This window comes from Saccharothrix carnea (assembly GCF_003014735.1).
In the GTDB taxonomy this organism is placed as follows: domain Bacteria; phylum Actinomycetota; class Actinomycetes; order Mycobacteriales; family Pseudonocardiaceae; genus Actinosynnema; species Actinosynnema carneum.
On the sequence record NZ_PYAX01000017.1, the window covers coordinates 110,950 to 126,093 of the forward strand.

Consider the following 15,144-nt stretch of genomic DNA (forward strand, 5'->3'; position numbering starts at 1 on the left):
GTGGGGGGCGATGAGCACCGCCCCCCACCGTTCGAGCACCGACGCGGTGCGATCAGGCCGGGCGTCGCAACGTCACCGTCGCCCGGCTGGTGCCGACCGTCCCCGCGGACGGGTCGGAGATCTCCACCACGAAGTACTTGTCCGGCTCCAGCTCGGCACGCGGCAGCAACCGGACCACGGCGATGCCGGTCGTCGAGCCGGCGGGGATCGTCACCGTCCCCTCGCGGACCGGCTCGTAGTGCACGCCCGCCAACGCCGTACCGCCGGACACGTGGAACTTGACGGTCACCGGCACCTGGGCCGCGGACGTGAGGTGCAGCTCCACCCCGGTCCACTCCGGCTCCCAGCAGATCTTGCCGCCGTCGAGCGACACCGCCAGCGAGTCGTCGTCGAACACCGTGCCCAGGCCGGACGCGTCGTCGACGATGACGACTCCCTGCGGGTCGTACAGCTCGACCTCGATCGCCTCGTCCTTCTCGGTCTCCTGGTCCGCGCTCAGCGGCACCTTCACGACCAGCGGCTCCTGCCCGACTTGGAGCACCCCGTTCACCGGCGTGTAGTCGGCGTGCGCGGTCGCCCACCCGTCGCCGCCGTTGCCGTCCTTGGTCCGGTACGCCACCTGGCCCTGCCCGGCGCACCCCGGCGCCACGTCCACGGTGAACACCAGCGTGTTGACCGTGTTCAAGCTGCCCTCGTACTCCCCGGCGTCCTGGATGGCCACCTCGGGCGTGCACGTGGCGTGCGCGGTCGTGGTGTGCACCGTCATCGGCGCCAGCGCCGCCGCGGCGGTGAGCACTGCCGGTATGAGTCTGCGCATCTTCCTGTCCCCCTCTGACTGTCTTGCCTGGTGACAGGAATACGCGAGCCCTGTTGCGGCCCGGTTGTGAACGTCGTGCGACGTGACCTGCTCCAGCGGCACGCCGAGCGGCGCCAGGCGTCCGGTCGTCGCGAGGACGACTCCGATCTCCGGGCATGGCACGGCGGCAACCTGGCGACGGCACCCGTGCCACGATCGGCGATCCCCCGCCCGCGTTTCGACGACCCGATGTCGAATTCATTCGACGGATTTGTCGAACGACGCACCCGGCGCGGTCGAATGAGGTCGACTTCCGACGATGATTCCGAATTGACCGACCGGGTCGCCGAGTCGATTACCGTCGAAACCCTTGCGTCACCCATCCGTTACCGTCAACATCATGGCGAGGCAGCGCTGGAACACGCCGCCGCGCCCGGTCAGACGGTCGTGGCGGGCAGATGCGCAGGGCGGCGACCGGCGCATCCGGATTTCCCACCGCGGACGGTCCGATCGCCCGCGCGCGTTCGGTTCCCACCCCCTCCCGCTGCCGCACGCGATTACGAGGAGCGTCATGGCCGATATGCGCGACAAGCTGAGGAAAATACGTTGGCGGGTTGGCCTGCTGGCCACCGGAATGGCCTCGTTGCTCGCGGGCATGGGTGTTGTCGCGGTGACCGACGCCCAGGCGGCGGCGGGATGCCGGGTGGTGTACTCGGTGCCCAGCCAGTGGCAGGGCGGCTTCACCGGCAACGTCAACGTCACCAACCTGGGTGACCCGATCACCGGCGGGTGGCGGCTCACGTGGGCGTTCCCGTCGGGTCAGACGGTCAGCCAGGCCTGGAACGCCACCGTGACCGCGTCGGGCGGCCAGGTCACCGCGACCAACGTCGGCTACAACGCCAACATCCCCACCAGCGGCTCGGTGTCGTTCGGCTTCAACGGCTCGTGGACGGGTTCGAACACGGCGCCGTCGTCGTTCGCGCTCAACGGCGTCACCTGCACCGGTGACACCACGACCACGACGACCACCACGACGACGACCACCACCACGACCACCAACCCGCCCGCGGGCGACGCCATGGCGCGGGTCGCGGAGATGCAGCCGGGCTGGAACCTGGGCAACTCGCTCGACGCGGTCGGCAGCGACGAGACCGCGTGGGGCAACCCGCGCATCACCGAGGCGCTGCTGGACAACGTCCGGGCCCAGGGGTTCAAGAGCATCCGGATCCCGGTCACGTGGAGCGCGCACCAGGGTGCCGCACCGGGCTACACGATCGACGCGGCGTACATGGCGCGCGTCAAGGAGGTCGTGAACTGGGCGTTGGCGGACGGCTTCTACGTCATGATCAACATCCACCACGACTCGTGGCAGTGGATCAACGCCATGCCGACCGACCGCACGAACGTGCTGGCCCGCTACAACGCGGCGTGGACGCAGATCGCCGGCGCGTTCCGGGACGCCTCGCCGAAGCTGATGCTGGAGAGCGTCAACGAGCCGCAGTTCGCCAACAGCTCCGGTGACGCGCAGAACGCGCAGCTGCTGGACGAGCTCAACAAGTCGTTCCACCGGATCGTGCGCGCCTCGGGCGGCAACAACGCCACCCGGCTGCTCGTGCTGCCGACCCTGCACACGTCGTCGGAGCAGGCGCGGGTGGACGAGCTGGTGGCCACGTTCAACGCGCTCAACGACCCGAACCTCATCGCGACGTTCCACTTCTACGGCTACTGGCCGTTCAGCGTGAACGTGGCGGGCGGGACGAAGTTCGACGCGACCGTGCAGAAGGACCTGACCGACTCGTTCGACCGGGTGGCCAACGCGTTCGTGGCGCGCGGCATCCCGGTCATCCTCGGCGAGTACGGGCTGCTGGGCTTCGACCGGCACACCGGCACCGTCCAGCAGGGCGAGAAGCTGAAGTTCTTCGAGTTCCTCGGCCACTACGCCCGCGCGAAGAAGATCACCACGATGCTCTGGGACAACGGCCAGCACTTCGGCCGCACGTCGTTCCAGTGGAGCGACCCGGAGCTGATCGCGCAGATCAAGTCGAGCTGGACGACCCGGTCCGGCACGGCGTCGTCGGACCAGGTGTTCAGCGCCAAGTCCTCGGCGGTCACGGACAAGGCGCTGACGCTCAACCTCAACGGCACGTCGTTCGTCGGGCTGCGCCACGGCACCACCGACCTGGTGCGGGGCACCGATTACACCGTGAGCGGTGACCAGCTGACCATCAAGGCGGCGACGATCACCCGGTTGAGCGGGTCGCGGGCGTACGGCGTGAACGCGACGCTGTCGGCCCGGTTCTCGGCGGGCGTGCCGTGGCGGATCGACCTGGTCACCCACGACACGCCGGTGCTGTCGAACGCGACCGGCACGACCAGCGCGTTCACCGTGCCGACCCAGTTCCGCGGCGACCAGCTGGCCACGATGGAGGCCAAGTACGCGGACGGCAGCAACGCGGGGCCGCACAACTGGACGTCGTACAAGGAGTTCGACGTCACGTTCGCGCCCGACTACGCGGCGAGCGCCACGAAGTTGAAGCCGGAGTTCTTCGCCGAGGTCACGGACGGCTCGCGGGTGACGCTGACGTTCCACTACTGGAGCGGCGCCAAGGTGACCTACTACGTCACCAAGTCCGGCACGTCGGTCACCGGCACCACCGCCTGACCTGCCCTGCGGAACGGCGGCCGGAGCACCCCGCTCCGGCCGCCGTTCCGCGTTCAGGGCTGGTCGCCTGGTCGCAGCTGAGATCCTAGAAGGCAGCGAGAACGTCCCGGCACAGCCGCAGCAGCTCTTCGTCGGCCACGACCTGGTCGCTGCTCCACCCGCTGCCCGTCGACGTGTGCCGCCTGCGCCGCGCCAGTTCCTCGCGCAGCAACGGCGCGGCCGGTGCCGCCGCGCGGCCCATCTCGGCCAGGCAGCGGGCGACCGTGACGCGGACGTGGACGTTCTTGTGCCACGCGGCGGTCAGCAGCGGCAACGCGGCCTCGGCGTCACCCTCCACCCGCCACAACGCCTCCGCGACGTGCACCGCGTGCCACCCGTTCGGGTCCGGCCGGTCCAGCAACGCCCGCAGCACGGGCAGGTGCGGGCCGGCGGCCGGGCCCAGTTCGGCGATCAGTTCCAGCGCCGCGGGCTGGTCGAGACGGCTCAGCAGGGTCGGCAGCACGCGGTCGGCGTCCCCTTCCACCCGCCACAACGCGGCCGCGGCGGCGATGGCGACCCAGTGGTGGTCGTGGTCGAGCAGGCGGCGCAGCGGGCGTGCGGCCCGGGCGGCGTGCGCGCCGAGTGCGCGGAGCGCGTGCAGGGCACCGGACTCGGGCAGGTACCGCACGATGTCCGACACAGGTGCCGCCTCCCCCAGCTCACCCAACGCCAGGAGCAGGCCGCCGCGGCAGGAGTCGCGACCCAGCCGGGCCCGCACCAGCGGCAGCAACCCGATCGCGAGCGGGCCGAGTGAGCGCACGACGTGACCGATGTCCTCGGGTGGTTCCCGGCGTTCGAGCGCCCACCGCACCGGCACCAACGCCCGCGGATCGCCCAACGCGGCCAACGCGCGCACGGTCGGCCCCGTGCTGGACGAGCCGGTCGCCCACGTCGTGATCCAGGCCGGTGGCCCCTCTTCCCTGGTGTGCGGGGCCTCCGGTGGTGCCGTTTCGATGCTGCGTGCGAGCGGGTCGGCGGCGGGCGCGGCGACGGGGCCGAGCCCTTTCAGCGCGGACGCGGCGGCCGGCGGCAGCCGTGGTTCCGGGGCCAGGAGCTGCTCCCCGATCAGCCGGACCACCTCGCGGTGGTCACCACGCCAGACCTCGACCAGGTAGCTCGCCGCCCGGACCGCGTCGAGCCGCGGTTCCCAGTCGGCGGACTCCAGCAGCCCGGCCAGCAGTCGGGTGCGGTCCTCGACACGGTCGCCGAGCTGCCCGCTCAGGTCGGCCAGCAGGCGGTACGCGCCGGGTGCTCGCCGACCGGCCGCCTCCTCCTCGGCGTGCACGCGCAGCTTGCCGATCAGCGTCGGGGTGGTGAAGCCCGCGGGTTCGGCGGCCGAGGTGCCGCCGGCGTAGAGCCGGGTGAACTCCGCCAGCGCGACGGTCGGCACGTCGTCCGGCAAGGCGTCCGGCGCGAACTCGGCCAGCTGCACCAGCGCGGTGAGCCGCACCGACGGGTCGGGGTGGCGGGCGGCCACGTCCGACAGCCGTTCGGCCAACACCGGCCCGGGCAGTCGCGCGCCGAGCCGCCCCAACGCGGCCACGATCGCGGTCTGCACATCGGTGTCGGTCTCCCGCGACAGGCGCTCGCCCAGCGCGTCGGCGATCCACCCGGCATCCGCCCGGCACACCGCGAACACCTCGCACACGGCTTTCCGCACCGCCGGTTCCGGGTCGTCCAGCAGGGGCGCGAGCAGCCCGAACGCGTCGGCGACGGCGTCGACGGCACGCCGACCCCACTCGTCGTACGCCTCCTCCGGGTCGCCGACGCTCGCCAGGTACCCGACGACCCCGGCGCGTCCCGGCAGGCCGGGACGACCGGCCACCTCCAGCAGGAACGGGATCGCGGCAACCGTGCTGTCGAACACGCTTCCCTGGTGGTGCACCGCGCCGTACATGCCGTCCAACGCCGACTCACGCACCGCCGGGTCGTCCGCCACCAACCCACGCACCAACTCCGGCACTTCCACCGCCGGGCCGTACGCGTGGGTCAACGCGCTCCAGTCGACGTCGTCCAGCCCGGCGAAGAGATCCACCCGGCGAGACTAACGAGGCGACAACGGGTCAGAAGTCGAATTGGTCGATGTCGGCCGCGTCGAAGTTCGTCGGCGAGCCGCGCACGCACCGCTACGTCCGAGTGCGGCCGCTGCCACCTGGACGAGGTACGTGGTCGGCCGATCCGCACACGGACAGCGCGATGGCAAGCCGCGGCCGCCACCCGCCGGTGCGACTTCGCGGACCGTCCGGGGGTCGGGAAGGCCGGAGCCGGTTCTCTGCGCGGCACCGGTTGTTACGGTCGCAGTGGCTCCGAGTCACCACGGGTCCGGTGCCGAGGCCCGCCGGCGGCGCGGTCGCCCCGCCCGGCCACTACCTGCTCGTCGTCGACCGCCTCTGCGTGCCTTCCGAAGGAGAACCGGCCCGGGTGCGATGACGCCCGCGCCGGCCGTCCCACCGACGACAGGAGACCCTCGTGTCACCGACGCCCGCCCTCAGCCGTCGTGCGGTCCTGAACGCCCTGGGAGCGGCCGGCTTGGCCACCGGTCTACCCGGGTTCGCCGGGGCGGCGCCCGGTCGCGGCGAACCACCCGACTCGCCGGAGTCCCGGATCGAACGGGCCTACCGGATCCGGGAACAGGCGGCAGCCCGTCGACGCTCGCTGCCGCTGCCGCTGCACCGGGACAACGGCGACGAGTCGGCCTACCCCGACCGGATCGGCAACTACGGCAAAGGACTGCCGCACGACTACCTGGGACGCGTGGACCCCGACGCCTACGACCGGATGGTGGCCGCCGTATCCGGCACCGAGCCGGGTGACTTCGAGGCCATCCCGCCGGGCGCGCCGGCGGACGAGTCGGTGGGCCTGACGAACCCCCACGCCGCCTTCACCTACAGCCTCGTGGGCGCGGACTCCCACCACCTCGGTCTGGGTCCGCCGCCGGCGTTCGCCTCCGCCGCGGCCGCCGCCGAGATGGTCGAGCTGTACTGGCAGTCGCTGTGCCGCGACGTCCCCTTCGCCCACTACGACACCCACCCGCTCACCACCGCGGCCTGCCACGACCTGTCCCGCCTCACCGACTACGCCGGACCCACGACCGACCGGCGCGTCACACCCTCCGCGCTGTTCCGCGCCACACTGCCCGGCACCCTGCACGGTCCCTACATCTCGCAGTTCCTCCTGCACGACGTGCCGTTCGGCCCGACCACGATCAAGCAGACCTACCGCGTCACCGCTCCCGGCGACGACCACGTCACCGATTACGACGAGTGGCTGCGCATCATCCGCGGCTACCGACCCCAGGCGGACAGCCGCTACGACGACACCCCGCGGTACCTGCGCAACGGCCGCGACCTGGCCGAGTACTCCCACCAGAACTTCTCCTACCAGCCCTACCTGCTCGCCGCCCTGCTGCTGATCACCCAGGGCCGCGACGCGTGGGACCGCAACAACCCCTACCTGCACTCCAAGACGCAGCCCGGCGTCACCTTCGACTGGTCGCACCCGCTCGACGTCGTCGCCCGCGTCGCGGTCGCCGCGCAGAAGGCCTCCTGGTTCCAGAAGTGGTGCGTGCACCGCAGGCTGCGGCCCGAGGAGTTCGGCGGCCACGTGCACAACCACGTGCGCGGCACGGCTTCCTACCCGTTGCACGCGCAGCTGCTCGAATCGGAGGCAGCGCAGCGGGTCGTCCGCAAGCACAAGTCCTTCCTGCTGCCGATGGCCTATCCCGAGGGCTGCCCCACCCACCCCTCCTGCACCGCCGCACACGCCACCGTCGCCGGTGCCTGCGTCACGGTCCTCAAAGCCTTCTACAACGAGCCGTACGTACTGCCCAAACCCGTCCAGCCCAGCACCGACGGGTCATCCCTGCGCCCCTACCGCGGCCCCGCCCTCACCATCGGCGGCGAGCTGGACAAGCTCGCCTTCAACGTCGCCTACGGACGCAACTTCGCCGGCGTCCACTGGCGCTCCGACACCACCGCGGGACTCCAACTGGGCGAACAGGTCGCCGAAAGCGTCCTCACCGACCTCCGCCTCACCCTGACCGAGGAGTTCGACGGCTTCACCTTCACCCGTTTCGACGGCACCACCGCGACCGTGTGAACCTCCCGTCACACAGTCGGACAGACCCTCGACAGGAGGAGGTCCGGCGGACCGACCCGGTGCGGTTACACCTTCCGATCGAGCCGCCGCCCGAGGCGCACGACTTCGTCGAGCGCGGCACGCAGGTGTGCTGCGGTGGTGTGCTGGTTGCAGCCGACGAAGCGCAGCACGTGCAGCCGGGCGTCGCGGCGCACGACACCGGGATCGCGCACCTCCGACGTCACCTGCCTGACCGCGTCACGCAACTTGAAGTCCACCGCGTGCACCACCACCCGTACGTTGTCACCCGCGGCGGATAGCCCGTTTCGTCCTCACCATGGGCGGTGCGGCGGCGCGTCACCCGGTAAAAGTTCCCAAGAAAAGGCTTCAGACAGAAGGCGGACACTGTGCACCCCTTGTCGCGCACAGTTCGCAGCCTTGCTCACCATCCATCACGAGTACCTTCGCAGCTCTCAGCCACCGTCTGGCCGAAGGCTCATCGGTGTGCACGCCGGCCCCTGGAGGCGAAGCGTGCGGATGCCTCACCTCGTGGTTGGCCGAGGGTCGACCGTGACATCTCTTGGAGGTGGACCGCCGTCGTCGCGGCGTCAGCACCGCTGTTCGGTGCGTGGCGCACGGTCGGGTGGTGACGGTGGGCCGACGTCATGGGTGACGCGCGGTGGTCGCCGAGTCGTCGATCCGGGGCTTTCGAGCGCAGGGGTGATGCGGCTGCCCGGCGGGGTGAACCGTGGCGCCGCCGGTGGCGCGGCGGGGCGCGGCGGAGGTAGGTACAGGTGGTGTGGCGGGGGATGTGGCCGCCGTCGACATGTTGTCTAGGTAGGGATGGGCGATGTCTGCACCGACGCTGAACCACCTGGCCACCGGGTACGACGCCCGCCAGGCGTACTGCTTGGCGAAGGCCGCCGAGCTGGCCTACGGGGGTCGGGAGGAGATCGAGGCGACCGCCGGTGGGTGGGGGTTCGAGCGCGTACGTCACCACTACTCGACGTTCAAGCCCCCGTTCGCGCTCAGCCACACCCAGGCGTACACGATGGCCAGCCCGACGATGATCGTGACCGCGTTCCGCGGCACCGAGCCATTGCAGTTGCGGGACTGGTTCTCCGACGTGACCGTCCCGCCGTGGCCCGGGCCGGGGAGAACCGGCCTGGTCCACTATGGATTCGCCCAGGCGTTGCGGGCGGTGATCCCGTCCGTGGTCGCGGCCGTCAAGGAGCTGCGCGACGGCGAGCAGACGGTGTGGTTCACCGGGCACAGCCTCGGCGGCGCACTGGCGATGCTGGCCGCGGCGTGGCTGCACTTCGAGGAGCCACGGCTGTCGGCGCACGGCGTCTACACCTTCGGGCAGCCCCGCACGTGCAACAGCGCCCTGGTCAAGGCCTACGACCAGGCACTGGCCGGACGCACGTTCCGGGTGGTCAACAACAACGACGTCGTCGCGCAGGTCCCGCCCGGGCCGTTGTTCCGCCACGTCGCGGAACTGCGCTACATCGACTCCTCCGGCAAGGTCCGCGACTCCATGCCCCGGGTGTCCAAGCTGCTGGACCGCGCCAAGGGCAGGACCGCCGACCTGTTCGCCCCGGCTGCCGACGGATTGCGCGACCACCTCATGAAGGCGTACGTGGCCGCTCTGGAGAAGAACCTCCCCTGAGAAACCCCAAGGCGCAGTCCCCTGACGCGACTGTGGTGCCCGCCACAGTGGAACGGGTGAGTCGCATTGTTCCCCTTTCAGGGGCATGACACCCGATGGGTGGTACTTGCTCGCGCGGACTCGACCCGGTGCGGTATCTCTTGATCAACGGGGTGTGTGAACGTCACCGCAGACCGATCCGCCGCCTGGTCATCATTCGCGCCGCCCGTTGTGCGGTAGCGAGGTCGAGACGAATCCGCTGCTGCGGCAGCATTATCAGGAGGGCTGGATGCTGGGCGTACGAGGCCCATTTCCCGAGGCGGAGTTGTGCCATCCGCTCGATCGCCAGTGGTTGCACTACGCGTTCCTGTCGTCGACCGGTTCACACGCGGTGATCTCGAACCTGTCGGTGCTCGGCTCGGAACCGCCTGGGGACGGGTCGGCCGCCCGTTGGGAGCCCCAGCGGATGGCCATCCTCCTGGTGCACGACCCCGTCCACGGGTGGTCGTCGACCCAGTTCAACGCGAACGCGCCCGATCCGGCGTGGTCGGCGTTCCGGCTGCCGCACCCGCACGCGTCGCCCGCCGCGTTCGAGGTCGCGGCCGTGGCCGGCCGGCCCGCGGTCGACCTGCGGCTGTCCCGGACGAGCAGGCCGTGCACGGCGCAGAGCGCGCCTTTCGGGGACGACCAGTTCCTGCGGTGGCAGTCCGAACCCGGCGTGCGGGGCTCGGGGACGCTGCGGTCACCGCGCGGTGACGTGCACTGCGAGTTGGTGGGCTACCACGAACGGGTCCGCGGCCGGTGGAGCTGGCCGGTGCTGGGCGGCTGGGTCTTCGGCTTCGCCAACGCGCCGTCCGACGACCCGGTGGCGCCGCCGCCGTGGTCGGTGGTGTTCACCCTCATCCAGCCGGAGTACCCGCGCGACGCCGCCAACGGCTCGGTGATGTTGTGGCGGGACGGTCGGATGGTGCGGCACTTCCCCCGTCGTCGGCTGGAGGTCGCGGTGCACGGCCAGCTCGACCGCGACCGGGTGGTGCTGGTGCCGCCGCTGGCCGCCACGCTGGCCACCGCGCCCGCGCCGGTGGTGCCCGGCCGGTTGCTGATCACCGCGCGGCTGGGCGAGGACCGGCTCGTCCTGGACTTCAGGCCCACCACGGCCGCCCGGATCGCCAACCCTTCGGAGACCAGCCTGAAACCGTTCAGCGTGCACGAACTGCTCGGCGGGTGCGTGATCGAGGGCGTGATCGCCGGCCGTAGGTTCGCCTTCGAGACGCACGGCATCGTCGAGTTCGCGGGAGACGCCCGTGACGACTGAGACGCCGGTGACGACGACAACCGCGCCGTACACCGGTGCGCGGCTGCTGACCGAGACCGTGGCCGCGTTGTCGGAACGCGCGCCCGCCATCGTGGCCGCCGCCGCCGAGGAGCTGCGGGAGATCCGCCTGGGGCTGCACTTCCACGACGGCAGCAAGGCGACCATGACCGCCCGCTACAGCCGCCTGCTGGTCGAACCGGACCTGGTCGGCGAGCCGGACGTCGAGGTGGCCTTCGACGACCGGGCGATGAACCTGGTCTTCGACGCCCAACGTCCCCCGGTCGAGCAGGTGCTGCCGCAGAGCCTGGACGTCCGCGGTCCTCGCGACCAGGTGTTGGCGGTGTGGCGCGCGTTCGTGCTGCTGTCCCAACGCGCTTCGGGCCTGCGGTTCGTGCAGCAGCTGTGGCGTGACTACCGCGAACAGGTGCCCCGCCTGTGGGGCGCGGCCGCCGGCGGACCGGCGCCACGCCACTCCCCGCACGGTGACGAGCCGACCGGCTGGCACGCCGTCGACTTCCTCGCCAACCGCCAACCGCTCGAACCGGACGGCCGGGCGACCATCGGCGGCACCGCGAACGCCGCGCCCAGGCTGCTCTGGGACGGCCGCCGCAGCACCGGTTGGTGGGAGGTGCGGCCGGTCAACGACGCCGACCTGGTGCAGACCATGACGGTCTGTCGCGCCCGGGCCAACCGGGAGATCGACCGGCTGCTGCCCGACCGTGAGCCGAAGGTCGACCTGTACGACCTCATGCGCTCCTACCCGACGCGCCAGGGCAAGGGCCTGCGCCCCACGTTGGTGTTCGCCGCGTGCGCGGCGTTCGGTGAGAAGCCCGAGAACGCGGTGCGGGCCGCCGCCGCGCTCGAGCTGTTCCACAACGGTTTCCTCGTGCACGACGACATCGCCGACGAGTCGACCCACCGCCGCGGCCTGCCCACGATGAACGCCGAGTTCGGCAACGGGCTCGCGGTCAACACCGGCGACGGGCTCAACCTGCTCGCCGTGGACGCCGTGCTGGCCAACCTGGAGAACCTGGGACTCGCCCGGACGCTGGGGCTCATCCAGGAAGCCATGCACATGTGCCGGGAGTCCATCGAGGGCCAGGCCATGGAACTCGGGTGGATCCACCGCCGCGTGGTGCCGTCCCGGGACGAGGACTACTTCACCATGAGCACCAAGAAGACCGGCTGGTACACGTGCATCACCCCGTGCCGGATGGGCGCGGTCTGCGCCGGCGTCACCGACCCGGCGGTGCTGGGCCGCTTCGACGAGGCGTTCCGGCTGATCGGGATCGCCTTCCAGATCCAGGACGACATCCTCAACCTCGTCGGCGACGAAGCCCTCTACGGCAAGGAGGCACTGGGCGACCTGCTGGAGGGCAAGCGCACCGTGATGCTGATCCACCTGTTCCGCCACGCGGATGCGCGCGAGCGGCACCGGCTCGGCGAGCTCCTGCACCAACCGCGAGCCGACAAGTCGCAGGACAACGCCGACGAGCTGCTCGCCGCCATGCGGCGACACGGTTCCATCGAGTACGCCACCGAACTCGCCGACCGGTTGGCCGCCGAAGGCATCGCCCGGTTCGAGCGCGACCTGGCCATCATCCCCGAGAACGAAGGAAAAGCAGTGCTGCGACAGATCGCCCACTACGTCACCACCCGACCGCTGTGACGGGCCCCGACTCCGCCTTGCGCGACGGCGACCGGGCCACGTTGGGTTTCGCCGACGGGATCAACGCCCGGCTGCGCGAGGTGTTGTGCACGCTGGCCCGCCGCGGCGCCGCGATCCGGCAGGACGACCCGCAGCGGGCCAGGCAGATCCTCGACGCCTTGGCGCCCTGGCCGTTCTACAAGGGCGGCCAGTTCCTGTTCGACCTGCTCGAATGGGAGGACTTCATGATCGACGGCGAGCCGCCGCCGATCCTGTCCCGCGCCACCTTCGGCAAGCTGCTGGACCTGCCGGTGGGCTGGGTGGACGCCACCCTCGCCGCGGTCGAGACCCACGCGCCCGGCCCGCTCCGGCCGATCGTGGCGAACCCGCAGGTCCGGTGGCTGACCGCCACCGCGCAGTCGACCCTGCACGGAGTGGTGCGCGGCCTGACCGGGCTGGTCGCGCCGCCGGGCACACCCGGCACCGAGCCGGATGCCGACGACGACACGCTGCCACCTCTGCAAAGCGGCTTCTACCTCTACGAAGACGTCGTGCTGGGCCTGTTCGACCTCATCGGCTCACGGCTGCCCCACTTGGGCGAACCCGAGAACCCGGCCCCGGAGGAACCCGGCCGGGAAGACGAGACCGAGGAAGGTCCGACCGCCCCGGACCAGCCGACCTCGCGAACGGAAAACGCGCCCTCGATCGCGGTCTTCCCGCTCGAGGAGACGTTCCGGGTCGCCCGAGTCGAAGACCTGGAGCACGACTGGACGTTGCGTGGCGACGCCACCCTGGTGGGTGACGACGGTCTGCAACTGACCCCTGCCGCGCACGACAAGGCGGGAACGGCGTTGCTGAACGTCCCGTTCCCCTCCACGGCCGGTGTCGCCGTCGACTTCGACTTCTACTGCGCGGGCGGGAACGGCGACGGCTTCGCCGTCTACCTCATCGACGGCGCCTCCGACACCGACGTCGGCGGCTACGGCGCCGGTCTCGGGTACAGCCGCGGTCCAGACGGCAAGGGCAACGGCGTCACCAAGGGGTGGCTCGGCCTGGGCTTCGACAAGTTCGGGAACTTCTCGGGGATCTTGGCCGGGCCGTGCACCGAGGACGTGCCGAAGCCGAACCACATCGTGCTGCGCGGCTCCGGTGACCGCGACACCGGGTTCGCCCACATCACCGGCGTCGCCGCCCCCGGTGGCCTGGACGCGGTCTGGACGGACCGGGCGCACGTCCAGGTGCTGATCATCGACGCCGTCGTGACGGTGCACGTCACCCGTGACGACACGACCACGACCGTGTTCGACGGTGTCGACCTCAAGCTCGCCGCAGGCCAGGCCCCGGTGCCGGAGACGTTCAAGCTCGGCCTGTCCGCGAGCACCGGCGGGGAAGTCTCCCGGCACTGCCTGCGCAACCTCGTCGTGGCCATGCCCACCGCGATGCCGCTGACCGTCGACGGTGCCGCCGAGGCCGCGGCGGGCAGCAGGATCAGCTTCACCGTCACCGTCCGCAACGACGGCCCGAACGACGTCCCCGATGCGGTGGTGACCGGCACGACCGACGCGGTGCTGTCCGATGTGGACATCGCGGTCTCCCTGACCGGCGGCGGCGCGTCGGCCACGAGTGCCGGCAGCGCCGAGGACGGCACGTTCCGGCAACCGCTCGACCTGCCGGTCGGTGGCACCGCGACGATCACCGTCACCGGTACCGTCGACCGCGCGGCCACCGGCGAGGTCACCTGCTCGGCGAAGATCGAGTCGAAGAAGTGCAGCAACACCTCGCCGGACGCGTCCGACTCGCACGACACCCGGTTGACCGAGTCGATCCCGAAGGACGACCTGAAGGTCTGCCGGCACGCGGCGGTCTCGATCCCGCCGGGCGCCGAGGGGCACATCGCCGTCAGCGTCGAGAACCCGGACGACAACCCGATCGACCTGGCGAACGCCGACCTGGTCTTCGACGCGCCGACCGGGTTCGAGTGGACCGGCACGATGATGTTCACCTACTACCACGTCGACGGCCAGAGCCAGGGCAGCGGGGGGACGACGATGTCGCCCTCCCTGGAGCAAGGCGGCCGGCGACTGCGGTCGACCGGGCTCCAGCAGTTGCGGGCCGACGAGGGTTACGTGCTCACCTACACCCTGGGCATCCGGGCGAAGGCGGACGCCCAGCCCGGCCGGTACACCGATGGCACGGCCGTCGTCGCCGGCTCACGACCACTGCGCCTGACGGCCACCGTGCAGGACCCCGCGCAACCGCGGACGTTCACCAACAACGACACCGCGCTACCGGTCGTCCAGCCCGCCCTGCTGGAGATCAAGCAGGGCGAAACCGGGTTCCTGGCCGTCACGGTCGGCTTCGAGCAGGACACCGACCACACCCTCGACAGCCTCACCCAGCAGTTCACCGCACCGTCCGGGTTCCGCTGGAGCGGCTTCGTGTCGTACTCCTACTACACCGGAGGCCGGAACACCCAAGGCAGCCAGGGCGACGTCCAGCACAAGATCACCAGGAACGGCACCATCCTGAAGATCACCGGCATTCCGTCGCTCAAGGCGTCCAAGGGTTTGTACCTGACCTACGTCCTCGGCCTCACCGCGGCCGAGGACGCCGCGCCGGGCCTGCACGGCAACGGCAAGGCCAAGATCGGCAGCGCCCGCGTGCTCACCCTGCACGCCATGGTGGTGGACGAGGACGAACCGTCCCGCTGCAACCGCTGAGCCGGCGTTCCTGTGCGGACCTGATCCGGTTCCGCACAGGAACGCCCTCGCGCACGATCAGTGGAAACGATTGCGCCGCTCGATACCCGGACGACCTCGACGTTGAGGCACGCCACGAGACCACCGCCCGGACGGGTGCGGCACCGTCCCGTCAAACGACGCTCGCCGCCGCCACGACCACTGCCAGTCACCTCTGTCGACACGATGTAGTCGACCTCGTCGCGGACCCCGGCCGGCGC

The 15,144-nt window shown here is 70.8% G+C and carries 9 protein-coding genes; 6 read left to right on the forward strand and 3 right to left on the reverse strand.

Features of this window, described 5'->3' with window-relative positions:
* Positions 1-52: 52 nt before the first annotated feature.
* Positions 53-817, reverse strand: a complete 765-nt coding sequence (locus B0I31_RS34165) for a Calx-beta domain-containing protein (RefSeq protein WP_106619537.1) — start codon at positions 815-817, stop codon at positions 53-55.
* A gap of 550 nt (positions 818-1,367) precedes the next feature.
* Here B0I31_RS34165 and B0I31_RS34170 point away from each other — a divergent pair.
* Complete coding sequence (locus B0I31_RS34170) at positions 1,368-3,458, forward strand: cellulase family glycosylhydrolase (RefSeq protein ID WP_245950636.1); 2,091 nt, start codon at positions 1,368-1,370, stop codon at positions 3,456-3,458.
* 85 nt (positions 3,459-3,543) lie between these two features.
* Here the strand turns inward: B0I31_RS34170 and B0I31_RS34175 are convergent, their stop codons facing one another.
* On the reverse strand, positions 3,544-5,532 hold the full coding sequence (locus tag B0I31_RS34175) for a PBS lyase (protein WP_106619539.1): 1,989 nt from the start codon (positions 5,530-5,532) through the stop codon (positions 3,544-3,546).
* Between the two features lie 434 nt (positions 5,533-5,966).
* On the opposite strand from B0I31_RS34175, the gene B0I31_RS42795 reads away from it, so the two are divergent.
* Positions 5,967-7,595 (forward strand): vanadium-dependent haloperoxidase, encoded by a 1,629-nt coding sequence (locus B0I31_RS42795; RefSeq protein WP_219910936.1) that lies wholly within the window; start codon positions 5,967-5,969, stop codon positions 7,593-7,595.
* A gap of 65 nt (positions 7,596-7,660) precedes the next feature.
* Here B0I31_RS42795 and B0I31_RS34185 read toward each other — a convergent pair whose 3' ends face one another.
* Positions 7,661-7,852 carry a hypothetical protein gene (locus tag B0I31_RS34185; protein WP_146174054.1) on the reverse strand — a complete coding sequence of 64 codons (192 nt, stop codon included), beginning with the start codon at positions 7,850-7,852 and terminating at the stop codon, positions 7,661-7,663.
* A gap of 572 nt (positions 7,853-8,424) precedes the next feature.
* Here B0I31_RS34185 and B0I31_RS34190 point away from each other — a divergent pair.
* From B0I31_RS34190 to B0I31_RS34205, 4 genes are all read left to right on the forward strand, one after another.
* On the forward strand, positions 8,425-9,243 hold the full coding sequence (locus B0I31_RS34190) for a lipase family protein (protein WP_106619541.1): 819 nt from the start codon (positions 8,425-8,427) through the stop codon (positions 9,241-9,243).
* A 268-nt stretch (positions 9,244-9,511) separates the two neighbouring features.
* Entirely contained in the window at positions 9,512-10,537 is a 1,026-nt protein-coding gene (locus B0I31_RS34195) for a hypothetical protein (protein ID WP_106619542.1), read from the forward strand.
* Positions 10,527-12,206 carry a polyprenyl synthetase family protein gene (locus B0I31_RS34200; protein ID WP_219910937.1) on the forward strand — a complete coding sequence of 560 codons (1,680 nt, stop codon included), beginning with the start codon at positions 10,527-10,529 and terminating at the stop codon, positions 12,204-12,206. The genes B0I31_RS34195 and B0I31_RS34200 overlap by 11 nt, the downstream gene beginning before the upstream one ends.
* Positions 12,203-14,905, forward strand: a complete 2,703-nt coding sequence (locus B0I31_RS34205; RefSeq protein ID WP_106619544.1) for a DUF11 domain-containing protein — start codon at positions 12,203-12,205, stop codon at positions 14,903-14,905. Before B0I31_RS34200 ends, B0I31_RS34205 begins: the two co-directional genes overlap by 4 nt.
* Positions 14,906-15,144 lie beyond the last annotated feature (239 nt).